Source organism: Pseudomonas tehranensis (assembly GCF_014268615.1).
Lineage (GTDB): Bacteria > Pseudomonadota > Gammaproteobacteria > Pseudomonadales > Pseudomonadaceae > Aquipseudomonas > Aquipseudomonas tehranensis.
In genome coordinates this window covers 36,291-58,400 of sequence record NZ_JABWQV010000005.1, presented here as the reverse complement: position 1 = coordinate 58,400, position 22,110 = coordinate 36,291, and the positions used below count along the sequence as shown (strand labels likewise).

Below are 22,110 nucleotides of genomic sequence, written 5' to 3'. Positions count from 1 at the left end.
AGTGCAACGCCGGTGCGAGCCCGTACGGGAGGCACCATTCGCGACAGATCAGCCAGCGTGAATACGCCTAAACCTGCCATCAGCAGGGTCTTAACCGGATGATCGAATCTACATGCGCCAACAGGGTGAAAAATGAGTATCGCCGCAGAGTGTTACAACCTAACGTATGCGCCAGTCACCCGTTCATCAGGGCCGGATGCACAGTCCAAGAGTCAGGCGGATATACGGAGGGATCAGCCTGGTGGCCGCAGGCTGATGGGGAGAAGGGATCAGTTCTGAGGACGCTGTTTGGACGAGTCCAGCACGGTCTTGGCAACGGTGGTCAACTCAGTGATTTGAGCAGACTTGGTAATGGCGGAGTCGAACACATCGCTCATATTGGCCAGCGCTTCGGTGGCAGTGCCCTTGAGGCCCCCCTCTGCTGCCCATTCGAAGTTCCACGCGCCGCTGTAATTGTCGGCACCGGCCACATCGTGAGTTTCGATGGCGGTGAAGACGTCCGAATGGCGCGTCATGTACTCTGCGGCTGCCGACACTTCGGCAGACACCTCCTTGGACGAAGCGTTGGCCAGCGACGAGAGTTCATTACCGCTGATCGCGCCCTTACCTTTTTCTTTCATGTAATCGGCCAGAATCCGACTGGATTTGGCGATGTCCAATTTAGCATCGAATGCAGAGGCGGAACTGTTCTGTGATGAAGGCGTTGCGCCGCTTGAAGGCGTGACGGTAGTCATGGAAAGGCTCCTTGGCAGTGATTCAGGTATTCAATAGTTGCTTAATGCCATGACATTCATATTAACGGCTTGGAACAACATGCGACTTCAAGCCATCAGTCACCCAGGTCTTACGAAAGCCGTTAGCCAACCTCGGCCGCTCGGCCCTGACAAGAGCCGGTTCGGTATTCATCACTTAATCTGCGGACCATCGAGGGGAACATCGAGGATGAAGGTTGCCCCCTGTCCCGCCCCGTCGCTGTGCACGGTCAAGCTGCCCCCCATTTCCTGCGCGGCCAGCGCGCAGCTGTGCAGGCCGAAACCGTGACCGTCTTTGCGAGTAGTGAAGCCATGGGAAAAGAGCCGCGCCAGGTGCTCCGGCGCGATCCCATTGCCGTTGTCGGTCACCTTGATACGCAACGCTGGCCCGTCAGCCAGGAAGGCGCTGAACGTGATGCACGGGCGGCGATCGGTCACGCCGTTCATTGCTTGCTTGGCATTGCGGATCAGGTTCACCAGAATCAGCAGCACCCGATGCCGGTCCAGCGACAGCAAGGGCAAGTCGGCAATGTCCTTGACCACCGTCACCTCCTGACGCGCCAGTGATCCAGCACTCATGCGCAAGGCATCATCGATCAATTCCGGGACCGGTACTGTCTCGACGATACTGACGGCAACGGCATAGGATTGCTGGGCAGCGACAATAGTCTTGATGTGGTCAATGCCCTTGGTGAGTTGCCCGAGTTCTTCGATGATGCCTTGTTGCTCTGTCGCCACCACCTCCGCCAGCTTGAGCAGATAGCCGGGCAGCAACTTTCCTTTGTGGTCTGTGGTGAGGAAATCGCTCAAGTCATGGACGTGTTCGTTCATCATCTGAGCCACCTTGCCCAGCCCTTGGGCTTTGGAGGTGCGCATCAGGCTGCTGACCAGTTCTGCCGATACGTTCACGCTGTTGAGGACGTTGCCGACGTTGTGCAGCACAGTCGTAGCGATTTCGGCCATGCCCGCCTGACGGGATTTTGCATGCAGTTCGGTTTGCACTTGGCTCATGCGTAGCGCCGCGCGTACGCGAGCCATGAGTTCCAGCGGTGAGAAGGGTTTGGCGATATAGTCATCGGCGCCACTCTCCAGCCCGGAGACGCAGGCCTCGCTACCGCCACGGGCGGTCACCAGAATCACCGGTAAGTGGGCAAAACCGGCGCTGGCTTTGATTCTGGCGGTCAGGCCAAAGCCATCGAGTTTCGGCATCATTACATCCGAAACGACCACATCGATGGGGCGACGCTGCAGGAGTGCCCAGGCCTGCTCTCCATCAACTGCGGTGGCGACGATGTAATCGTTTTGCAAAAGTTCTCTGAGATAGCTGAGCATTTCCGGGCTGTCGTCGACCACCAGCACTCTGGATCGCAAGGCGTGTTCCGGGTGCTGCTCGTCGCCCGCGCCTTGCGTCGCGACTTGGTCGATGCGACTGCCTTGGTGGCCGTCGTCGAAACGCAGGAGGCGCTGCTCAATAGTGCTTGTTGTGCTCGATGACGATCGCTCCTGCATATTGCTGGCTTCGGTCAGCACGGTGTTTGGCTCGGCCCCCAGCGGAAGTCGAACAAAGAAGCACGAACCCCGTCCAGGCTCACTGTTGACGCCGACTTCGCCCCCCATCAGTTCGGCTAGATCCTTGACCAGGGCCAGACCGATGCCTGTACCGCTGTAGTGGCGCGTAGCGGAATTGTCGATCTGGGAAAAACGCTGGAACAGCAACGGCAGCTTGTCAGGCGCAATGCCGATCCCCGAGTCTTGCACCGCGAGTTCAAAACGCTCGCCATCAATCAGCGTCACTGCCAGGTGCACGGTGCCGCCAGCGGGCGTGAACTTGATGGCATTGCTCACCAGGTTGAGAAGAATTTTCTCGAAGTGTCGGGGGTCCAGGAACACCGTGCCGAGCGCAGGATCGATGCTGCTGGTTAAGGTGCAGCCTTTGCCCTCGGCCACCATGGCGGCATCCTCGGCCAGCACTCCCACCATCTTGTTCAAATCAACTGGCGAGGCACACAACTCGAACTTGCCCGCCTCGGCCTTGGAAAAATCGAGGATGTCGTTCACCCGGTTCATCAAGCGCAGCGCATTGCGTTGGGCGCGGTCGATTTGCACATGCCAGTCCGCCGGCGGGATGGTCGCTGCCGAGAGCTGCTCCAGGGGGGCGAGAATGAGGGTCAGGGGGGTGCGCAGTTCGTGGCTGACCGTGGCGACGAAATCGCTCTTTGCCTGGTTAGCCGTCTCGGCCTGGTTGCGCGCCAGAATGAGCTCGACGGCCTGTGCCTCCAGCACCTCGGTCTGTTGGTGCAGTGTGTCGGTCCGTTCGGCGACCATTCTCTCCAAGGACGCCTGGACTTGCTGTCGTTCGGCTTCGGCCTCAGCCTCCAGCACCCGGATGCGCAGGGCATTCTCCTGGAACACCCGTACGGCGCGGGTCATGATTCCAATCTCGTCACCGCGTCCGGCGCTGGCGATCTCGGCGTTCAGGTCGCCGGCCGCAAGCCTGCGCATGACCGAGGCCAGGGCCACGATGGGCTGTGCGACAAATCGCGACGTGCTCCAGGCGATGGCGCCGGCTAGCAGGATGGCGATGGTACCGGCAACTATCGTTGCAAGCATGCCGCGATCATTGTGGACCAAGGCGTCGGAACGCGCTTGACCCGCGAAGCGCGCAACCAACTGGCCGGCGCTGCGTGCCTCGTCGCGAACCTGGTCGCGCGCGTCGCTCAAGGCGTTGCTCGCCAGATGGAACCTGGCGAATGCCGCCCGGTAGCCGGCAATCTGTTCGCTGACCGTCAGGGGCGTAGCCTTGGCTTGTAGCCCCACGGACGAAGGGAGAACGCGCGCGAGACGGGAGAGTTCATCAAGGATGTGGCCGACAGAGCTGGCGACCTCGGCTGACGGTGAGAGGCGAAACGACAAGGTCTGCGCCTCAAGGGTGGCTACACGCTCGGCGAAACGCTTGGACAACGCGGCGGCATTGTTCAGCAAACCGGTGGCTGCCTGAATGTCGCTTGCGTCATGAGCAACGCGTCCATCCACCTCACTCAACATTGCCTCGAGGTGCTCGACCACATCCCCGACGACGGCGAGCTGCCGCAACGCCTCGCCTTCCCGCACCTTGGGCGCCTCACCAAGGTGCTCCACCGTCACACAGGTAGCAACGACCGCCGTCGCCAACTGGTCCAGGGTCTCTCTTTCCTGCGGTTCCCCCATCACCTCGCGCAATTGCTCGACCACGGGCGGGAGTGCCGCGCAGGCGTTGCGCGCCGCGGCCGCCCCATCACCGGTCACCAGCATCTTGGCCACATTGGCGATGATGATCCGTTCGCCGTTGCGTAGGATATCCAGGATGCGATGGGCGCTTTCAATGTTGCTCACCTGCGCCTGGTGCTCAGCGGTGCGGGCGTCAAGCCCCTTCAGCCCATCGGCAATGCCCTGTTCGACCAGGATCGTCGCTTCTCGCATCCGGCCGTAGTGGGCTGTCATGTTCTCCGTTTCGCCATCCATGGTCAGGGTCGCCGCCCGCAAAGCGGCGATCGCCGCGGCGAGCCTGTCCAGTCCACCCTTGAGCGATTGCGCCTCTGCCACGGCAATGGCGGTAAGGCCAGCGATAGCCGTCGCCACCATGCCTTCGGCCTGGGAGAGGCTTTCCTGGTCGCGGGTGGCGATGAAGTTTTCCACCCGCTCGGTGGCCCCGTTGACCGAGGCCAGTATTTCTGCGGAATGGCTGGCCGAATCCACCGAACGAACCATGCCTCGCAGGCCATAAAGGTTCACTAGCGATACCGCCAGCATCAGAAACACCAGTGCGGCGACCGCCAGCCCGATCCTGACGGCAATAGGCCTGTCCGTGGTGGGCCTGAATGTCAGCACGTCGCCTCGCCTCCTCGCTCCCCGCCCACCACTACTGCTTCGTCACCTCCGGCAAAGGCGCCGGCGGCGCCGTATGGTTGACCGCCGCGTCGATCATCGCCGCAACGGAAGCCTGGCTGTAGAAAGGATTGGCGGCGCCGCCCACCGGCATAGTGGCGAGCCAGGCGTCCAGGTCTTTCGCATCGATGCGTACCAGCGGCACCTCGACGAACTTCGGCACCTGCTTGCCCGCCAGAATCTGCTGGGCCACCCAGAAGCCCACCTGGGAGACGCTTGGGGAGGCCGAGACCGAGACGGTCTCGTAGCCATTGGCATCGCGCTCCTGTTTCCACAGGGCAAGTTCGTCCTGACGGTTCCCCATCACAATGATCGGCAAAGGGCGCCCCGCCGCCTTGAACGCCATGGCCGCGCCATAACCGTCGCCCCCCTGAGTCGCGACGGCATCAATGTTGGGCAGCGACGGCAAGGCCAGCGCCACCTCTTTGCGTGCGACGGACGCTGTCCAGTTCCCGTACACGGTCTTGGCGAATTTCAGGCCCGGATAGTCGCTGGCGGCCTTGCGAATGCCGTCGCTGATGTTCTTGTCGGTGGCATCACCGGCAATGCCGCGGATCTCCAGCAGCGTGCCGTTCCCCTTGAGGCGCTCGGCGATGTAATCCATTTCCACGCGGCCCATGGCGGACCAGTCGTAATCCACGGTATAGACGCAGCCTTCGCTGACCAGGCTGGCCATGACGACCACCACGATGCCGGCGTTGCACGCATCGCGGATCACCCCGTTGAGTGCGGTGTCGGACGCGGCCAGGATGACGATGGCGTTCACGCCTTTGACGATCAGGTCCTGGATATGGGCCGCCTGTTCCGCCGCCGAGTTATTGGCGCTGACCACCGAAGCCTCGCGGATCAAGCCATCCTTTTGTGCTTGGGCCGCAACCTCCTGCCAGTTGCGCACCATCACTTTGCGGAAATCACTGCCAGCGTAGGAGTTACTGAAAGCAATGCTATAGCTTGAGGTAGGGCCGCCGGCGATGCCGCCGTCGGCAGCTTGGGCTGGATTGGCAGCAACCATCGCCAGCCCGGTCACGCAGCCGGCGAGTCGCCACAAGACTTTGTGGATCCGTTTAGTGCTCATACTGCTCTCCACGTCCTTGGGATGTACCAAAAGTCATCCACCTGCCCCGCCGACAGCCTGGATCGACTGTTCTATCTGATTGCAGAAACCGGTGTGCAGATTGGAGATCGTCGTCAGGCTTCCTCTAGCGGCCCAATCGAGTGTCTCGCGCAAATGCTAATGAAGTGGCTATCAGCATAGTCTCAACATGCCCGTTGCGCTCACACCATGGTGTTGGCTCAACTGTTCCCTGCCTCAAGCGCACGGTAATGGTCAATCTTGACTTGTAGTGCAGCAACGGCCTTTTGCATGGCAGCAACTTCGGCCTGTACATCCTGTAAATGGCTCTCCAGCATCTGGCGGCGTTCGGCGATCGTTGAATCCCCGGCGCTGCGCAGTTTGGCGAATGTTTGCATTTTGCCGATGGTCATGTGAGTGGTGCGTAAACGCAGCAGAAACTCCAGCCACGCCATATCAGTCGGCGCATAAAGCCGTTTCCCGCCGGCCGCACGGGCGACTGGTGCCAACAGGCCGATGCGTTCGTAGTAGCGCAGGGTATAGGCCGTGAGGCCAGTGCGCTTGGCGACTTGGTCAATCGTCTGGTAGGCGTTCATAAGCACAATCCTTGACCATCGGTGTTCGGTAATGCACCAGTCCCGCTCACTCAGGAGATGCGGCAACCATTTTGATGCCTCGTTTGGCAAACACTTCCCGCGCTGCGCTGATGCCATTCAACGCGCTTGGAAAACCAGCATACACCGCCATCTGGATGATGATTTCAACGATTTCCTCAGGTTTGCAACCCACATTCAGCGCCCCTTCTATATGCACTTTGAGTTGAGGTTGCGCATTCCCCAATGCGGTGAGGGCCGCGATGGTTGCCAGCTCGCGTGTGCACAGAGCAACACCAGGTCTGGAAAACACATCACCATAGGCGAAATCGACTATCCATTCACCCAACTCGGGCGAGATATCGCTAAGCGATTTGACCACGTTGTTGCCGGCGGTCCCGGTGATTCTTTCCAGGGTTTCGGCCCCTTTCACTCGTCGACTATCCGGTTCAGCTGCCGACGCCGGAATTGCGATTGCTGAAAGCACGAGCCCGGTTACAGCGCTCAGTTTTTTTAATGTCATGACCTGTCTCCTTGTTTAAGCCGCGCAACGGACCTGGCCGTTTTGGCGGTGCAACAAGGAGGCTATTGGTTAGAGCGCGCTCTAAGTCAAGCGCCAGTTGCTTTCAGCTAAAGGGGCCCGCAGTTAAAGGGGGACAAGCCTGTTTTCTGTACGCCAACCCCTGCTTCTGGCCGTTTCGCGGATTGGGGGAGCATGTTGAGCATTCGCGAATGGCTGCGATGGGCGCTAGCCGTCACTGATCAATGGACACTCACAGCCCCCTCACTTCATCGTCACACCACCGCAGTTGCAATCGTTCTGGAACGCCAGGCAAAAGCCAACACCATCAACAGCCCCAGACCCGCCATTGCCGCTCCAGCCAGGGAAATCGCCGGATAACCCAGCCCGGCATTGATCACCGCTCCGCCCAGCGCCGCACCAATGGCGTTGCCGAGGTTGAAGGCGCCGATATTCACCGCCGAGGCCAGATTGGGTGCGTCCTTGGCAGCTTCCATGACGCGCATCTGTAGCGGCGGCACCAGGGCGAAGCTGGCGATACCCCATATCAGGATGGCAACGGCGGCCGGCAGCGGCCAACGCATCAGTACGGTGAACGCCAGCAAGACGAGAATCAGCACGCTCAGCGAAACGATCAGGGTGCGATCTATCGAGCGGTCGGCGGCCTTGCCGCCCCACATGTTGCCCAGCGTCAACCCCACACCGAACAGCACCAGCATGGCGGTAATGTAGGCGGTGGACGCATGGGTCTCACTGCTGAGGATCGGCGCAATGTAGGTGAAGACGGTAAACATTGCACCCGAGCCGACTACGGTCAGGGCCAATGCCCCCAGCACCGGTCCACGACCCAGCACCCGAATTTCGGCCAGTACACCGACGCCTTTCGGCGCCTGCAGGTTGGGCAGGGCGAACCACAACGCGATCATGGTCGCCACGCCGAGGCCGGTGATCCCCCAGAATGCCGTGCGCCAGCCGAACAGTTCGCCAAACCAGGTGGCCAGCGGCACACCGCCGATGGTCGCCAGGGTCAGGCCCATGAACATGGCTGCAACCGCCCCGGCCCGCTTCTCTGGGGCGACCACGCTGGCGGCGACGATGGAGCCGACGCCAAAGAATGCACCGTGGTTCAGCGAGGTCACTACCCTGGCGACCATGAGGCTGTAGTAATCGGTGGCCAAGGCTGACATCAGATTACCCAGGGTGAAAATCGCCATGAGTCCGATCAGCAGGTAGCGCCGGGGAATCCTGCCGGTGGTCAGGGTCATCAGTGGCGCGCCGAGCAGTACGCCCAGGGCGTAGGCACTGACCAACAAACCGGCGGCGGGGATGGAAACGCCGAGATCCGCAGCGATGCCCGGCAACATGCCCATGGGGGCGAACTCGGTAACGCCGATGCCAAAGGCACCTATGGCGAGTGCGACAAGCGGTGGATTGATACGCATGGAAGGCTCCTTATCTATGCCGCCAATGCTACGATCCGGTCTTTTCAGGCGGTAGATAGTATTTTTGGCAATCACCTTTGCGTAAGAGGCACAAATGGATTTCAACGGCAGGTCGGGTGAAATGAGTGTGTTCGCCACCGTGGCGCAGGAAGGCAGCCTGTCAGCCGCCGCGCGTGCATTGGGGCTGACACCCTCGGCGGTCAGTCGGATCATCGCGCGTACCGAACAACGTCTTGGCACTCGCCTGTTGTTGCGCACCACCCGAGCGATCACCTTCACCGCCGAGGGCGAGGCTTTCCTGCGCGGCGCCCGGCGTATCCTGGCCGACATGGACGAGGTCGAAGAAGCCATCGCCGACCAGGGCGTGCCCAGGGGCCGCTTGCGGGTGAGCGCCGCCCTCGGCCATGGGCGGCAGACCATCGTTCCCTTGGTGGCAGCATTCAGCGCCCGCTACCCGAACATCGTCGTCGACCTCACCCTCGGCGACGAAGTGGTCGACATTCTCGGCGGCCAGGCCGACGTGGCGGTACGCTTTGGCCATCTGCCCGACAGCCCGCTGACCGCACGAAGGATCGGCGACACCGGCCAGGTCGTGGTGGCATCGCCCGAGTATCTGCAGCGCCACGGCATCCCCCAGGAACCGGAAGACCTGCTACGCCACAACTGCCTGCGCTTCAACTTCCGGCGTGCCGAACCCAACTGGCCGTTCATCCGCGACGCCAGGGAGTTTTCCCTGAAGGTCAGCGGCAACATCGAATGCAGCAGTGGTGAAGCATTGGCACAACTCGCGCGAGTCGGTGCCGGCATTGCGCGTATCGGCGAATTCACCGTGAGCGAAGATCTGCAACGCGGTGACCTGATACCGCTGCTGGAAGCCTGGAACCCAGGCGACCGAGAACCCATCCATGCGGTGTTCGCAGGGGGTTCGGCAATGCCGGCGCGGGTGCGGTTGTTCGTGGACTTCCTGCTGGAACATCACCGGATGTAGTCAGTTCGCAAAGCTGCCCCCCTCAATATGATAGACCGTCGGTTCTTCCGAAAAATATTCCTCTAAACCTGTCATGAACACCTGATGGTCTTCACTCGCTTCGAAGCCCTTGTGGTCTTCGAGCGAGCGCCAGCGCACGATGAGGTTAAGTACCTGGGGCGTTTCGATGCCTTGCGCAAGCATGTGGCCGCCGTAACCCGTTGCGCGTTTGAGCAACGGTTCGACATCAGCAAATGCACGTTTGAAACGCTCAATGCGTTCTTTGTGAACGGGGAGCAAAGCGATTTCATAGATCATGACGTCCTCCAAAAAAGACTTAAACGGTTAAGGACTGTTACGGGATGAGCGATGGCTCGACTGCAATCGCAATTTTCCCTTGAAGGCCGTTGTTGGGGCTCTCCAACCGGGCATGGGCGAGTGCAAGGTCGGCCAGCGAATAGACCGCGCCAACGTGCGGGCGCAGTTGACCGCGCTCTACCAATGCGCTCAGCTCATCCAGTTTGCCGCGGTTTTGTCGGGTAAAAACGAAGTGATAACTGGCGTTCTTGCCCCAGGCTTGAACAAGGTTTTGCGGCTTTGCAATGTCCACAATCGAGACCACGCGACCGAGTTGGGCGAGCACGTCGGGGCTACGCGTCAGGGTGTCGCCGCCGATGGTGTCGAACACCACATCCACGCCGTGGCCGTCGGTTTCCCGCAGGATGGCGTCGACGTAATCCTCCTTTTCGTAGTCGATGAGCACATCAGCACCCATGCGGCGTGCGAACTCAAAGTTTGCTTCGCGCACGGTCGTGAAGACCCGCGCTCCAATGGCTTTTGCCACCTGGATCGCGACATGCCCTACGCCTCCCGCGCCGCCGTGGATCAGAATGCTCTCCCCCACTCTGAGCGCCGCTCGCACGGTCAGTGCTTCCCACACCGTCCCGCCAACCAGGGTCAGACTGGCTGCCTCAAGGTGGCTCAGTGATTTCGGCTTACGCCCGATGATGCTTTCGGCCGCCACGTGGTACTCGGCATAACTGCCTGGGCCGTCGAAAATTTGCGGGGTGTACCAGACTTCGTCTCCTGGAGCGAAGCTCGTCACACCCGGCCCGACTTCTTCGACAACGCCCGATACGTCGTGGCCGGTAATGGCCGGCAGTGGCACCAGGTCGGCATAGTCGCCACGTCGAACCTGATAATCCAACGGGTTGATAGAGGTGGCGTGTACACGCACCAGGACCTGTCCCGCACCCGGCACGGGCTTGGGCACGTCGCTGAGTTCGAACGACTCCGGGCCGCCAAATGATTTCAGTATCATCGCTTTCATGGTAAATCCTCGCATCGACAAAAAGGGATATCGAGATATTTCGATATCTTACGGTAAAAAAATTACAGATCTTTCCCTATGATCTCGGCCAGCGCACTGATGGTCGCTTCATTGCGCTTGTAGTAGGTCCACTGACCGATGCGCCTGACTTCAACCAGGCCCACTCGTTGCAACGTAGCAAGATAACCGGACACCGTAGACTGCGACAGCCCGATGCCTTCTTGAATGCTACTGACGCAGACGCCGACCGTGAGAACGTCACCTTCATCCTGCGGAGGGAAGTTCTTTGCCGGATCCTTCAAACCTTTCAGGATTGCAAGACGCGTAGGGTTTGAGAGTGCTTTGAATATTTCGATCAGTTCCATGCGCCTAGAATATCGAGATTTACCGATATGTCAATACAAGAGATTAAAGTAATTTTTGGGATCTGAATTGCCAACGGTTTCGTCGGCCAGACCGAGCGGCGGGTTCTGGCGCAATAATCGCAGCATCGACGACAGAGGCCGCGAATGCAGCCTCTCAGAGCATCTGGTGAGATCGCCTTTAGCGTGTTCACACGGCTTGCAACGGCGCCCTCTTTATCCTGGGTAACTTCAGAAATCTACGGTGGCCGACACTTTTAGCGTGCGCGGCGCACCTTGGGTCAGATAGCCACCGTTGGCAGAGGCCCAGTAGTTCTCGTCGGCGACGTTCTCCAGCATCGCGTTGAAGGTCAGCCCGCGGCCCTCCAGTTGCGTCCGATAGCGCGCGCCGAGGTCGACACGGGTCCAGGCGGGGATGCTGTATTCGTTAGCGCTGTCAACGAACTGACCGCCGGTGCGCAGTAGCAGGCCGTTCAGGCTCACTCCGGGCAAGCCGGGCACATCCCAGTCGGCACCCAGATTGAACTGGAATTTCGGCACACCCACCGCCTGGTTGCCATCGTCGCGACCGCCGGCGGTGCCGCTAAGTTCGGCTTTGGTCCAGGTGGCGCCACTCAGCAGACGCAGGCCGTCCAGCGGCTCGCCGAACAGGCTCAGCTCTACGCCGCGATTGCGCTGCTCGGCATCCACCCGGTAGTAGCCATCGCCGCCGAGCACGCCCTGCGGCTGCTCGATGCGGAACAGGCTGAGGCTGCCGCCGAAGGTACCCCAATCGAGCTTGGCGCCCACCTCGGTCTGCTTGGAGCGATAGGGCGCGAACATCTCGCCGTTGTTGAGCGCGGCGACTGGTGCGGTCGGCCCCTGCTGCAGAGACTCGACGCGGTTGGCATAGAGCGACAGAAACTCGGTGGGCTTGATCACAAGGCCATAGGCCGGCGTGGTGATACTTTCTTGATAGTTGGAGGTGCGGGCACCGCTGGCCGCGCTCCAGGCATCGGAGCTGATGGACTGGCGACGCACGCCCAGGGTCAACAGCACGCGGTCGTCGAGCAAGCCCAGGGTGTCGGACAGCGCCAGGCTGCGGTTCTGCACTTTGGCGGTGGTGTCCGGGTCGTGAATATCGCCGGAGATGCTGGTGGCCGGCGGCTCGGCGATGGGTTGGCCCTGATACAGATTGCCGAAGCCGCGACTGCCCGCCGCAGTGGACTCGAACGCGTTGCGCTTTTCCTGCCAGATGCCGTTGGCGGCCAGGTTGAGGCGGTGGCTGACCGGCCCGGTGGTGAGTTCACCGCGCAGCCCCGTGACGGCGCTCAGGGTCTCCTGGTCCAGCGGCGAATAGAGGCGGCCGATGCGGGCGTCGCCGTTCGCGGCGTAGACGTAGTTGGAGGCGTAGACACCGTTCTCCCGCGTGTATTTGCCGCCTGCGCTCAGGTAGGCGGTCCACGTGGGCGACAGGTCGTACTCGGCGCTGAACATGCCATAGGTGTCTTCGAGCTGCGACCAGCTCCACGGTTGTGCATAGTTGTGGTCGGAGTCTGGTGCCGACGGCGTCTTGCCGTTGAGTGTGCTGGTCGGCCCCGTCGTGGTCAGATAGACCACCGTGCGCCCCTCATTGACCCGTTGCTTCTGGTAACCGAGGTCCGCAGACAGGCGTAGACGGTCGCCGCGGTAGTCCAGGCCGAGGGTGGCCAGACTGAAGCGCGAGTGCTCATCGTCCACCGCGGTCTCGCCCTCGCGCTGGGCCAGGTTCACCCGCACGCCGAAGCGGTTGTCCTCGCCGAAGCGCTGGCCCAGGTCGAGGTGCCCTCCTACTCGGCTGTCGCTGGCATAGTCCAGGGTGGCGCTGCGCGTGGGGGTGTCCTCGCCACGCTTGGAGACCACGTTGATCGCCCCGCCGACACCGCTGCCCGACGGCGATACGCCATTGACAAAGGCGTTGGCCCCCTTGAACACCTCGACCCGCTCGACCGACTCGGTGGAGATGATCTGTCGCGGCAAAATGCCGTACAGCCCGTTGAAGGCAATATCGTCGCTGAACAGTTGGAACCCGCGCACGACGAACACCTGGGAGAAGTTGCCGAAGCCGAACGACTGACGCACGCCCGGATCGCTGGCCAGCACATCGGCCAGGGTCTGCGCCTGGCGCTTCTCAATCAGCTCGGAGGTGTAGCTGGAGAAGGCGAAGGGCACATCTTGCATGTCCTGATTGCCCAGCACGCCGATGCGGGCACCTCGCGCCGCCTCCCCACCGGCGTACTCGGCCGGCAGGTCGACACGGCCTTCGGCGAGCCCGCTGATGGTGGTCGAGCCCAGCTCCAACACGCCCTGTTCGGGCAGCGGCACCAGCGTGATGGTGCCGTCGTCGCCGGTCTGGAATGACAGGCCACTGCCCTCCAACAACCGCTGCAGGCCGTCGACCACCGAATAGTCGCCCTTGAGCGCCTGCACCACGCCGCTGCCACGGGTCAGGCCGGCGTCATAGAGCAGACGCACGTCGGCCTGCTCGGCGAAATCCACGAGCGCCGCGTCAAGCCGCTGGGCGGGCACGTCGAGCTCGACGGCTTGCGCCTGTGCGGCAGCCATGGCCAGGGGGAAAGCGGCTAGCGCCGCAAGGAAGGGGGTCGACCGCATGCTGATGTCCTTGGCTGTCAATACGAAGAAGTCGCATTTGCAGGAACAGAAGACGAAGGCGCCGATGATTTCTGAACCATCGCCGCCTAAATATTTTCTGTTTTCTTGAAGACCCAGGCGCGGTGCGAGTCTCAGCGGCGTGACGCAACCAGAATCAATCCCGGCAGACGCACCAGACGCACAGGCAAAGTGGTTTCGACAGCACTTAACACCGCCTGCGGGTCGTCAAGGGCGAACACGCCGGTCACCTGTAGCCTGCGAGCGGCTTCGTCGACAAACAGCACGCGCGCAGACTGGCTGCGTTCGAGCTCGGCAAACACTTGCTCCAGTGGCCGGTCGCGGAATATCAGCTTGCCGCGCTGCCAGCCCAAGCGCTGGCGCGCATCCAAAGCCTGCGGCGCCTGCAGCTCCCCGTCCCGCCACTGCACCTGCTGCCCGCCGACCACCGGCAGCGGTTCATGCCCCTCGCTGGAGGCCAACACTCGGCCCTCGCTGACCGCGAGGTCGACACCGCCCTCCTCCAGACGCACATCAAAGCGCGTGCCGGTGACGCGTATGCGCGCCTCGCCGGCACTGACAATGAACGGCCGAGCCGGGTCATGGGCTACCTGGAAATCCGCCTCGCCGCGGTACAACCTCACCTCGCGGCGACCGTCGACAAACTGCCAGTCCAGCGCCGAATCACCGTTGAGGGTCAACAGCGAACCATCTGCCAGACGCAACTCGCGCACCTCGCCCGGCTGGGTGCTGATATCGGCATACAGGCCAATCCAGGTGCCGCGCGGTAGCCACAGGGCAAGCAACAGCATCGCGGCGCAGGCCAGCGGAGGCGCCCAACGTCGATGGCGCCGCATCACGCGCACCTGAGGCTGCTCGGCCGGACGTTCTATCTGGCCGAGCAACGACCACAGCTCTTCCACCTCTCGCAATGCTTGCTCGTGCTCGGGCGCCGCCTGGCGCCAGGCCTGCGCGGCATCGCGATCGGCAGCGGTGGCGCGACCAGAATGCAGCAGCACCTGCCATTGCCGGGCCTGATCGAGAAGCGAAGGATGAGTCACGGCTGCGGGTCCATCTGCTGCTGGCAGTGTTCGAGGGCCTTCAGGATATAGCGTCCGGCCATGCTTTCCGAGACCCCCAGGCGCTCGCCGATCTCACGCTGGGTCAGCCCGTCCAGGCGATTCCACAACAACGCCTGACGCAGATGCGGTGGCAAACCCTGGACTGCGCGCTGCAGTAGCTCCAGGCGCTGGGCGTCGCTTGCCGCTCGCTCCGGACCCGGCTGGGCACTGACCAATTCGATGGATATCTCCTCCTCCACAGGGCGCGACTTTTGCTGACGGCGGTAGTCAATGATCAGGTTGCGCGCGATGCGGTAGAGGAAAGCGCGAAGATTGCCGATCTCCTTTCCGGACTCGCGCCGGCGAAAGCGCAACCACGTCTCCTGGCGCAGGTCGGCCGCCAGTTCTGCGCACTTCACCTGCCGTGTGAGGAAGCGCAGGAGCTCGCTCGAATGGCTCTCGAACTCGCCGTCAGCAGAATGAGGATCGGGTGGCCAGGACACGCAAAACGACTCAAGCGAGGAGGAATCGCGAGAGTATATCAAATGATAATGACTTTCAATTAGTGCGACACCTGCAACATTTCGCTAAACCGTTGGCACTGTTCCGCCGTCGATCACAAACTCACTTCCCGTGATAGATGCCGCTCGCGGCGAAGCCAGAAAACCGATCAGGTCAGCAACTTCAGAAGGCGTCGATGGGCGGCCGAGCGGGATACCTCCAAGTGCTTTCATGATGATCTCTTTACCACCTTGATAGTCAGTACCGGCCTCCTGCGCGAGTCGCTCGGCTAATGCCACCGACGCTTCGGTTTCAACCCAGCCCGGCGAAACCCGAACCACGCGGATGCCTCTGGGCGAAACCTCTTTCGATAAACTTTTACTGTACGTCGACAGCGCGGCCTTGGCCGCCGCGTAAGCGGTTGTAGCTTCCGGCAGTGGCAGCCGACTCTGGATGGAGGTGACGTGGATGACGACCCCTTCCTTGCGCTCCAGCATACCCGGGAGCAAGGCGCGATCGAGACGCACCGCCGGCAACAGGTTCAGGCTGAGCTCTCGTTGCCACTGTTCCTCATCCAGCGCAGCAAAACCGCCGCCGGGTGCCGACGAACCACCCAGGACGTGGATCATTATGTCCACGCCACCCAGCCGCTGTTGGATCGCGGCGATCAGCACGTCACAACCTTCCCGGGTGGAAAGATCAGCCGCAATCAGAAGAGCGCCCGGCATTTCCACGTCCACCTGCCTGGCCGAGGTAATGACCTTCGCGCCCTCGGCCAGTAACAACTCGACGACAGCCTTGCCGATGCCTTTGGTGCCTCCGGTGACGAGGACCCGCTTGCCAGTCAAACCTAGATTCAGCATGGCGTGCTGACCGCAAAGTACGTCTGCACGACGTCGGGAAGCTGAAGGTTCATTCGCTAATCTCCTGGATGGATTTCCTGAAGCAATCTTGCTGCCTGACAGATAGTTTGTTCAACTGGGACAAACCTTTATGACCAATCCCGTAATTCAGGACAATCCATGCATCAAGATCGTTTCGCCCTCAGTGAGCTGGACGCTGTTATAGCGGTCGCACGCAGGGGTTCGTTTCGGCAAGCCGCCATCGATCTCGACATCTCCACCACCGCGTTGAGCAACACCATTGCCCAACTGGAAGCCCGCCTCGAATCGCGGCTGTTCAATCGCACGACCCGTAGCGTGGCCATCACTGAAGCGGGCAGGATATTTCTGGAGCAGGTGGGGCCAGCCTTGCAGGATTTGCGTGCGGCACTCGATGCCGTGCGATCGCATAACGCCGGGCCCTCGGGCACGCTGCGTATCAATGCGTTCGCCAGCGCTGCCCGATCGGCGCTCCTGCCACTGGTGATGGAGTTCCTGCAGCAGCATCCGAAAGTACACATCGACCTCGTCACCGAAGGCCGTCTGGTGGATATCGTGGCTGACGGCTTCGATTTCGGCGTGCGCTCAGCAAGCCTCGTTCCGAACGACGCGATTGTGATCCCTCTCGGGCAGCCGCAACGCTACGCGGTGGTCGGTTCGCCGGCCTACTTCGAAAAACACGGCAAACCGCGAACGCCAGCCGAGCTGCTCCAGCATCAATGCATCCGCGTTCGACTACCCAATGGGGCGATTTTCCCGTGGCATTTCGAGCGGGACGGGGAAGTGACGCGTCTCGATGTGAACGGGCCGCTTACGCTGGATGAATCCAGCGTGGTCAAGGTGGTGGTGCAGGAAGGCATGGGGCTCGGCTTTTTCATGGAGCAGGACGTTCAAGACGAAATCCGCGCCGGTCGGTTCGTGCGGATTCTCGAAGACTGGACACCGCCCAGAGACAAGCTGTGCCTGTACTACCCGAACCGCCGCAACCCCAGCGCGGCAGCCAAGGCATTCATCGACCTGGCACGCGCCAGTCAAGCCGATCAGGATGGGCTCGCCTGATTCAGGCTTAACCCAGGCCTGGCTCAGGCAATCAATCCCAGTGTCAGCCCCTTCAAGGTAGCGGCTGCCCGGGTCGAGCATTCCAGTTTGCGAAAGATGCTTTCCATGTGCGTGCGAACTGTGCTCGGACTGATGTCCAGCAGCCGCGCCACCTGCTTGTTGCTGGCGCCACGGCTGATTTCCAGCAGGATGCGGCACTCGCGAGTCGTGAGCAACGAAGCCTTCGGTTGCCGCATTCGACGCTCGCCACCTGCGGCGGCAATGACTGCGTCGCAAACATCGTTGTCGAACAAGCCATTGCCAGCATCCTGTTTGAGCAGCCTGGCGGCATCCGCTTCGCCGTGGGCCGATCGCCATGGCCTGGCTTCCCTTAGCGCGACCCAGGCTACCGAGGCGGCGAACAGGCGATGCTCGGCACACAGCGCATCACCCGCCACGCCTCGAAAATAGCCACTGCCATTGAGCCGCTCATAGGCATGGGCTGCAATCGTTGCGGGCACGGCCAGTTCAGTGATAGGCCTAAGCGCCTGTTGCGTCCAGTAAGGGACAAGGCGCACCCGCTCCGCAGCGCCATATGGCAGCGTCCCTGCGGTATTCCAAAGGTGGTTCGAAACGGCTGCCCGGCCGAGACCGTAGATGAGCGCGGACTTGCCAATGTTTGTCAAGGTGGGTTCACGCAGCCCCCACAGGCGTGCAGCTTCCACGGCGACATGCGCCACCTGCCGCGAATGCCCTGCCAACCACGGGAGCTTCAAGTCGATGATGTCTCCCACCAACGTCAGTGAGACGCAACGTTGCTCATGCCCGTGCTCAACGGTTTTCGAAAGCGTTTCCAGATCCGCCAGCCAGTCCTTTGCGTTGCCCAGAAGCAACGATACCAGCGACGCTGGATAGCGCCGATCCGACTGCTCCCCGATCCAGCGTAGCGCCGCGTCCAGGCCGTGTGCACGACTGAGAATATCCAGATCACCCGCAAGCACTACCTGATAGGCGACCTCCGGAATGTGCTCATGGGTCAGGCCCAGCGGCCGGCCAGTGCCGTCGTAGGTTTCGAACACGCGACACAAGCCCGCCTCGACGGCGGCACCGAGCTGGAGAGTTTTGGCGATGGCTCCAGACACCTCACAGTGCACGACGGCAAGCGGGGTGGCCTGATGCACCGCGTTCATTTGCTCATTGCCCAGCGTCAAATCGAGCATCGCGCGGCGGCCATCGACGTCGTCGCCCAGCAGATCCGCAAAGCCTTCGGCATTGGCGGTGCAACCGGACCAGCGCAGCAAGGCAACCTGTTCCGCTACCCTCAGGTGCTCACCGTCGCCGTGCTGGGCCTGCGCCAACATCCGCGCCAGTGCGGCAACGCGCCGGGAATGACCGAGGGGTTGTCCCATGCTGAGGTCACCAACCTGGGCGATCGTCGCCAGTGCCCCATCCAGGGAGATGTCCAGTTGCAACGCACTATCCATGAAAAATATCCCGGGGTCGGATAATTGACCGATGCCCACATCGCAGGCCAGTCCGCAGAATTTGAACTCCCGAACAGGAGCTCATCCAATGAAAACATTCAAATCGAAAATCGCTACCGTCGCCTTTGCCCTGGCCGGTGCCTTCATCGCAAGCGCCAGTCACGCGCAGGATACAACGCCCTCCGTGGTGATCGTACACGGCGCGTTCGCCGACGGCTCCGATTGGGCCAAAGTGGTGCCGCTGCTCCAAGCCCAAGGGGTGGCCGTTACGGTTGTGCAGAACCCGCTCACCTCGCTTGCCGACGATGTTGCCGCGACGCGCCGCGCGTTGAACAACCAGCAGGGCAAAGTGGTTCTCGTCGGGCATTCTTGGGGCGGCACCGTGATTACCGAAGCCGGTAGCGACCCGAAGGTCAGCGCGCTGGTGTATGTCGCCGCCTTCGCGCCAGAGGCCGGGCAAACCAGCGGCGAACAAGGTAAAGGCGCCCCCACGCCCCCTGGCATCAGTCAGATCAAGGCCGACGGCAACGGTTTCCTCTATTTGACGCCAGAAGGCATGGCCAAGGACTTCGCCCAGGATCTCCCGGCAGCGCAGACCGCCGTCATGACCGCCACGCAAGGTCCCATCAAGGCATCTGCCTTCGAAGATAAAACGACCGTGTCGGCCTGGAAGACCAAACCATCCTGGTATCTGCTCGCCACAGAAGACCGGATGATCCACCCCGACGTCCAGCGCTCTGCCGCCAAGCGTATCGGTGCCACCCTTGCAGAGGTGCACACCAGCCATGTTCCTCAGCAGTCAAAGCCGGCCGAGGTCGCCTCAGTGATCCTTAAGGCAGTGCACAGCGTTGGCGAGCAGTGATTGCAGGGAAACACCGCCACTGGTCACCGCAAACTCAATCGCTGCATCGATACGGAGCGTCCTGCATGAATCATCTGCGTGATCAACACTATGACTTCATTGTGTGCGGAGCAGGTACGGCGGGCTGCGTGGTCGCTGCCCGTCTTGCCGATCAGAGCAGCGCACGCGTCTTGCTGATTGAGGCTGGCGAGGGGTACTCGGGCCCCGAGGTTACCGAACCGGCGCAATGGCCGATGAACCTTGGTTCAACGCGCGACTGGGCATTCGAGGGGCAACCCAATCCACACCTCAATGGTCGACGGCTATCCCTGAACATGGGTAAGGGCCTCGGCGGTGGCTCCAGCATCAATGTGATGGTCTGGTCGCGCGGGCACCGTTCCGATTGGGACCATTTCGCTGCCGAGTCCGGCGACCCGGCCTGGGGCTACGATTCGGTACTCGATTACTACCGCAGGATCGAGAACTGGCAAGGCAGCCCTGATGCCACGCGGCGTGGTTCAGGTGGCCCCGTGCATGTCGAACAGCCGGCCACGCCTCAACCCCTCGCGTGGGCCACGTTGGAGGCGGCCAGCCGGTTGGGTATCCCCCGATTCGACAGTCCCAATGGCGCGATGATGGAAGGCCCGGGCGGGGTCGCTATTACCGATCTGCGCATTAATCAGGGCAAGCGCGAATCCGTTTACGACTCCTACATCCGGCCACGGTTGCACTATCCGAACTTGACGGTTCTGCCAGGGGCATTGGTGACTCGCGTATTGCTTGTCGGTACACGAGCTATCGGTGTCGAAGTGGTGATCGCAGGCGAACGTCAGTGCTTCTATGCCGCAGCCGAGGTCATCCTGTCCATGGGCGCGGTGCAAACACCCAAGGTGCTCATGCAATCGGGAATCGGCCCGGAAGATGAACTGCGACACCACGGCATCGCCCCGATCAATCACCTTCCTGGCGTAGGCGAGAACCTTCAGGATCACCTCGCCTTTGGCTGCACATGGGAGTACCTGCAACCCCAGGCAGTCGGTGGCAGCGGGTGCGAAACCACCTTGTACTGGAAAAGCGACAGTCGCCTGGATGTCCCGGACCTGTTGCAGTGTCAGCTGGCGTTTGCGGTACCCTCTCCGCCCGAAGTCGCGATTGAGCCGCCACAGCATGGCTGGACGATGTTCGCAGGGCTGGCCAGGCCTGCCAGTCGAGGACGCTTGCGCCTGTCGGGTGCCGGGCCACTGGATGCCCCACTGATTGAGCCGAACTCGCTGAGCGCGCCCGAGGATATGACTGCGGCGTATGCGTCGATCGACCTGTGCAGGGCGCTAGGTAACAGCGACGCCTTCAACGGGCTGGTCAAACGCGAAGTTGTGCCCGGGCCGAAAGAACATCGCGCTATGGAGCAGTTCATCCGCCGCTCTGCCGTGACTTACTGGCACCAGTCCTGCACCGCGAAAATGGGCCGAGATACGATGTCGGTGGTCGACCATCAACTGCGCGTATATGGCATCGATAAACTGCGCATCGCTGATGCTTCCATCATGCCGCGAATTACCGTTGGCAACACGATGGCGCCGTGTGTCGTCATCGGCGAACGAGCAGCCGATCTTGTCCTCGCTGCGCAGGGTGGGACAGCTGCGGCTACAGCGCTGCACCGGTAATTCATAAGAAAACTGATTGCACAGGCTCACTGCTTCGACGTGTCTGTCTACTCGCCCCTGGCGGCTGGCCAATGATGCGCTTGAATGCACGGCTGAACGCTGCTTGCGAGGTATAGCCCAAGCGTTGTGCGACGGCATCGATCGACAGGTTGTCCTGCGTCAGCCATTGGCTTGCGATCCGCATCCGCAACTCGGTGGCGTATCGCAAGGGAGGCACGCCAATGGTGGCTTGGAACCGCTGCGCGAACACGGAGCGTGACACGTGAGATTCGGCTGCCAGTTCGGCAACCGTCCACTCGCGCCCGGGTTGGCGATGCAGGGCGAGGATAGAACGCGCCAGGCGGGGATCTCGCAGCGCCGCCATGAGACCTTGCGCGCTTTCAGAGCCACACTCGACCCAACCCCGTACGAATAAGGATGCAGCGACCTCCGCAAGCCGAGCCATGATCCCGGCATACCCTATACGTCCGGCGCAGATCTCATATTTGATTGAATCGAGTATCGACCCCAACCCTGGATAACTCTGACCACCGGTGTCCGCCACCATGACATTCGGCATCAGCTTGCCTAACGCCCGCATGCCCCCAAGATCGAACTCCATGCAGCCATAGAACAGGATCGCACTTGGCGTAGAAAGTGTGCTGGGACAGGTGTTCACACCACTGACGGCCTCGCCTAAGGGGGCTGCATCAAGTTGGTCGATATTCTGAACGGTGGCATCCAGCGCTGATAGCAATTCGTGCCCATGACCTTGCGGCACCAATACCGCGTCACCTGCCGAGAGATGATGTATCGCGCCATCTCCCGTACGCAGGATGGCCGTACCCACCGCCAGATAATGAAAGTAGGCATGCGCCGATCTGTGTTCAAAACCCAAGCCAAAGCTCGGCCCCGTTTGAACGCGGCGGTACTGAACACCGCGCAGCCGCATACCCGTTAACAGTTCGCTAATCAGTTCAGAAGACAGCGCAAATTGTCCTGACTCAGTCATATTAGGCGTTTTGATCAAAACAATAGGGGTTTGCATCATAGATCATCCTGACACTCAAC

18 protein-coding genes and 3 pseudogenes are annotated in these 22,110 nt (G+C 61.3%); 4 read left to right on the top strand and 17 right to left on the bottom strand.

The window, feature by feature from the left end:
• Window positions 1-269 precede the first annotated feature (269 nt).
• The 8 genes and pseudogenes from HU811_RS02905 to HU811_RS02880 all read right to left on the bottom strand — a co-directional run bounded on the left by HU811_RS02905 (window position 270) and on the right by HU811_RS02880 (window position 8,303).
• Window positions 270-734 (bottom strand): hypothetical protein, encoded by a 465-nt coding sequence (locus HU811_RS02905; protein ID WP_186653829.1) that lies wholly within the window; start codon window positions 732-734, stop codon window positions 270-272.
• Between the two features lie 171 nt (window positions 735-905).
• Window positions 906-1,244: pseudogene (locus HU811_RS27715) on the bottom strand (ATP-binding protein); the annotation flags it as partial.
• Window positions 1,245-1,763: 519 nt separating this feature from the next.
• Window positions 1,764-2,099: pseudogene (locus HU811_RS27710) on the bottom strand (response regulator transcription factor); the annotation flags it as partial.
• Between the two features lie 213 nt (window positions 2,100-2,312).
• Window positions 2,313-3,362: pseudogene (locus HU811_RS27705) on the bottom strand (sensor histidine kinase); the annotation flags it as partial.
• 1,288 nt (window positions 3,363-4,650) lie between these two features.
• The gene (locus tag HU811_RS02895; RefSeq protein WP_092396263.1) at window positions 4,651-5,751 is read right to left on the bottom strand and encodes an ABC transporter substrate-binding protein; all 1,101 of its coding nucleotides are present in this window, start codon (window positions 5,749-5,751) and stop codon (window positions 4,651-4,653) included.
• Between the two features lie 218 nt (window positions 5,752-5,969).
• The gene (locus tag HU811_RS02890) at window positions 5,970-6,344 is read right to left on the bottom strand and encodes a MerR family transcriptional regulator (RefSeq protein ID WP_186653827.1); all 375 of its coding nucleotides are present in this window, start codon (window positions 6,342-6,344) and stop codon (window positions 5,970-5,972) included.
• 46 nt (window positions 6,345-6,390) lie between these two features.
• On the bottom strand, window positions 6,391-6,864 hold the full coding sequence (locus HU811_RS02885; RefSeq protein WP_092396259.1) for a carboxymuconolactone decarboxylase family protein: 474 nt from the start codon (window positions 6,862-6,864) through the stop codon (window positions 6,391-6,393).
• 272 nt (window positions 6,865-7,136) lie between these two features.
• Complete coding sequence (locus HU811_RS02880; protein ID WP_092396257.1) at window positions 7,137-8,303, bottom strand: MFS transporter; 1,167 nt, start codon at window positions 8,301-8,303, stop codon at window positions 7,137-7,139.
• 94 nt (window positions 8,304-8,397) lie between these two features.
• Here HU811_RS02880 and HU811_RS02875 point away from each other — a divergent pair, with 94 nt between their 5' ends.
• Window positions 8,398-9,291, top strand: a complete 894-nt coding sequence (locus HU811_RS02875; RefSeq protein WP_092396255.1) for a LysR family transcriptional regulator — start codon at window positions 8,398-8,400, stop codon at window positions 9,289-9,291.
• Here the strand turns inward: HU811_RS02875 and HU811_RS02870 are convergent, their stop codons facing one another.
• The 7 genes from HU811_RS02870 to HU811_RS02840 form a co-directional block, all read right to left on the bottom strand.
• Window positions 9,292-9,588 (bottom strand): antibiotic biosynthesis monooxygenase family protein, encoded by a 297-nt coding sequence (locus HU811_RS02870; RefSeq protein WP_186653826.1) that lies wholly within the window; start codon window positions 9,586-9,588, stop codon window positions 9,292-9,294.
• Between the two features lie 37 nt (window positions 9,589-9,625).
• Entirely contained in the window at window positions 9,626-10,600 is a 975-nt protein-coding gene (locus HU811_RS02865; RefSeq protein WP_186653825.1) for a zinc-dependent alcohol dehydrogenase family protein, read from the bottom strand.
• 62 nt (window positions 10,601-10,662) lie between these two features.
• Entirely contained in the window at window positions 10,663-10,965 is a 303-nt protein-coding gene (locus tag HU811_RS02860; protein WP_092396249.1) for an ArsR/SmtB family transcription factor, read from the bottom strand.
• A gap of 228 nt (window positions 10,966-11,193) precedes the next feature.
• Window positions 11,194-13,593: a TonB-dependent receptor gene (locus HU811_RS02855; protein WP_186653823.1), complete on the bottom strand. Its 2,400-nt coding sequence runs from the start codon at window positions 13,591-13,593 to the stop codon at window positions 11,194-11,196.
• A gap of 131 nt (window positions 13,594-13,724) precedes the next feature.
• Window positions 13,725-14,651 (bottom strand): FecR family protein, encoded by a 927-nt coding sequence (locus tag HU811_RS02850; protein ID WP_186653821.1) that lies wholly within the window; start codon window positions 14,649-14,651, stop codon window positions 13,725-13,727.
• Window positions 14,648-15,154: an RNA polymerase sigma factor gene (locus HU811_RS02845; protein ID WP_092396243.1), complete on the bottom strand. Its 507-nt coding sequence runs from the start codon at window positions 15,152-15,154 to the stop codon at window positions 14,648-14,650. The genes HU811_RS02850 and HU811_RS02845 overlap by 4 nt, the downstream gene beginning before the upstream one ends.
• An 84-nt stretch (window positions 15,155-15,238) precedes the next feature.
• Complete coding sequence (locus tag HU811_RS02840) at window positions 15,239-16,015, bottom strand: SDR family oxidoreductase (protein WP_186653819.1); 777 nt, start codon at window positions 16,013-16,015, stop codon at window positions 15,239-15,241.
• Window positions 16,016-16,174: 159 nt separating this feature from the next.
• Here HU811_RS02840 and HU811_RS02835 point away from each other — a divergent pair, with 159 nt between their 5' ends.
• Entirely contained in the window at window positions 16,175-17,092 is a 918-nt protein-coding gene (locus HU811_RS02835) for a LysR family transcriptional regulator (RefSeq protein ID WP_186653816.1), read from the top strand.
• 23 nt (window positions 17,093-17,115) lie between these two features.
• Here HU811_RS02835 and HU811_RS02830 read toward each other — a convergent pair whose 3' ends face one another.
• Window positions 17,116-18,555, bottom strand: coding sequence for an HD domain-containing phosphohydrolase (locus HU811_RS02830; protein WP_186653813.1), 1,440 nt, complete (start codon window positions 18,553-18,555; stop codon window positions 17,116-17,118).
• 88 nt (window positions 18,556-18,643) lie between these two features.
• On the opposite strand from HU811_RS02830, the gene HU811_RS02825 reads away from it, so the two are divergent.
• Together HU811_RS02825 and HU811_RS02820 are read left to right on the top strand one after the other, a co-directional pair.
• Complete coding sequence (locus HU811_RS02825) at window positions 18,644-19,417, top strand: alpha/beta hydrolase (RefSeq protein ID WP_186653811.1); 774 nt, start codon at window positions 18,644-18,646, stop codon at window positions 19,415-19,417.
• A 65-nt stretch (window positions 19,418-19,482) separates the two neighbouring features.
• Window positions 19,483-21,060, top strand: coding sequence for a GMC family oxidoreductase (locus HU811_RS02820; protein WP_186653808.1), 1,578 nt, complete (start codon window positions 19,483-19,485; stop codon window positions 21,058-21,060).
• A 1-nt stretch (window position 21,061) separates the two neighbouring features.
• On the opposite strand, the gene HU811_RS02815 is transcribed toward HU811_RS02820, so the two are convergent.
• Entirely contained in the window at window positions 21,062-22,087 is a 1,026-nt protein-coding gene (locus tag HU811_RS02815) for an AraC family transcriptional regulator (RefSeq protein WP_225248368.1), read from the bottom strand.
• Between the last annotated feature and the right edge of the window lie 23 nt (window positions 22,088-22,110).

What these genes read in the sequence shown, in the direction of transcription:
- HU811_RS02825 (WP_186653811.1), top strand. Translation starts at nt 18,644, where the DNA reads ATGAAAACATTCAAATCGAAAATCGCTACCGTCGCCTTTGCCCTGGCC.
- HU811_RS02880 (WP_092396257.1), bottom strand. Translation starts at nt 8,303, where the DNA reads ATGCGTATCAATCCACCGCTTGTCGCACTCGCCATAGGTGCCTTTGGC.
- HU811_RS02890 (WP_186653827.1), bottom strand. Translation starts at nt 6,344, where the DNA reads ATGAACGCCTACCAGACGATTGACCAAGTCGCCAAGCGCACTGGCCTC.
- HU811_RS02905 (WP_186653829.1), bottom strand. Translation starts at nt 734, where the DNA reads ATGACTACCGTCACGCCTTCAAGCGGCGCAACGCCTTCATCACAGAAC.
- HU811_RS02840 (WP_186653819.1), bottom strand. Translation starts at nt 16,015, where the DNA reads ATGCTGAATCTAGGTTTGACTGGCAAGCGGGTCCTCGTCACCGGAGGC.
- HU811_RS02815 (WP_225248368.1), bottom strand. Translation starts at nt 22,087, where the DNA reads ATGCAAACCCCTATTGTTTTGATCAAAACGCCTAATATGACTGAGTCA.
- HU811_RS02865 (WP_186653825.1), bottom strand. Translation starts at nt 10,600, where the DNA reads ATGAAAGCGATGATACTGAAATCATTTGGCGGCCCGGAGTCGTTCGAA.
- HU811_RS02895 (WP_092396263.1), bottom strand. Translation starts at nt 5,751, where the DNA reads ATGAGCACTAAACGGATCCACAAAGTCTTGTGGCGACTCGCCGGCTGC.
- HU811_RS02855 (WP_186653823.1), bottom strand. Translation starts at nt 13,593, where the DNA reads ATGCGGTCGACCCCCTTCCTTGCGGCGCTAGCCGCTTTCCCCCTGGCC.
- HU811_RS02870 (WP_186653826.1), bottom strand. Translation starts at nt 9,588, where the DNA reads ATGATCTATGAAATCGCTTTGCTCCCCGTTCACAAAGAACGCATTGAG.
- HU811_RS02860 (WP_092396249.1), bottom strand. Translation starts at nt 10,965, where the DNA reads ATGGAACTGATCGAAATATTCAAAGCACTCTCAAACCCTACGCGTCTT.
- HU811_RS02820 (WP_186653808.1), top strand. Translation starts at nt 19,483, where the DNA reads ATGAATCATCTGCGTGATCAACACTATGACTTCATTGTGTGCGGAGCA.
- HU811_RS02835 (WP_186653816.1), top strand. Translation starts at nt 16,175, where the DNA reads ATGCATCAAGATCGTTTCGCCCTCAGTGAGCTGGACGCTGTTATAGCG.
- HU811_RS02885 (WP_092396259.1), bottom strand. Translation starts at nt 6,864, where the DNA reads ATGACATTAAAAAAACTGAGCGCTGTAACCGGGCTCGTGCTTTCAGCA.
- HU811_RS02875 (WP_092396255.1), top strand. Translation starts at nt 8,398, where the DNA reads ATGGATTTCAACGGCAGGTCGGGTGAAATGAGTGTGTTCGCCACCGTG.
- HU811_RS02830 (WP_186653813.1), bottom strand. Translation starts at nt 18,555, where the DNA reads ATGGATAGTGCGTTGCAACTGGACATCTCCCTGGATGGGGCACTGGCG.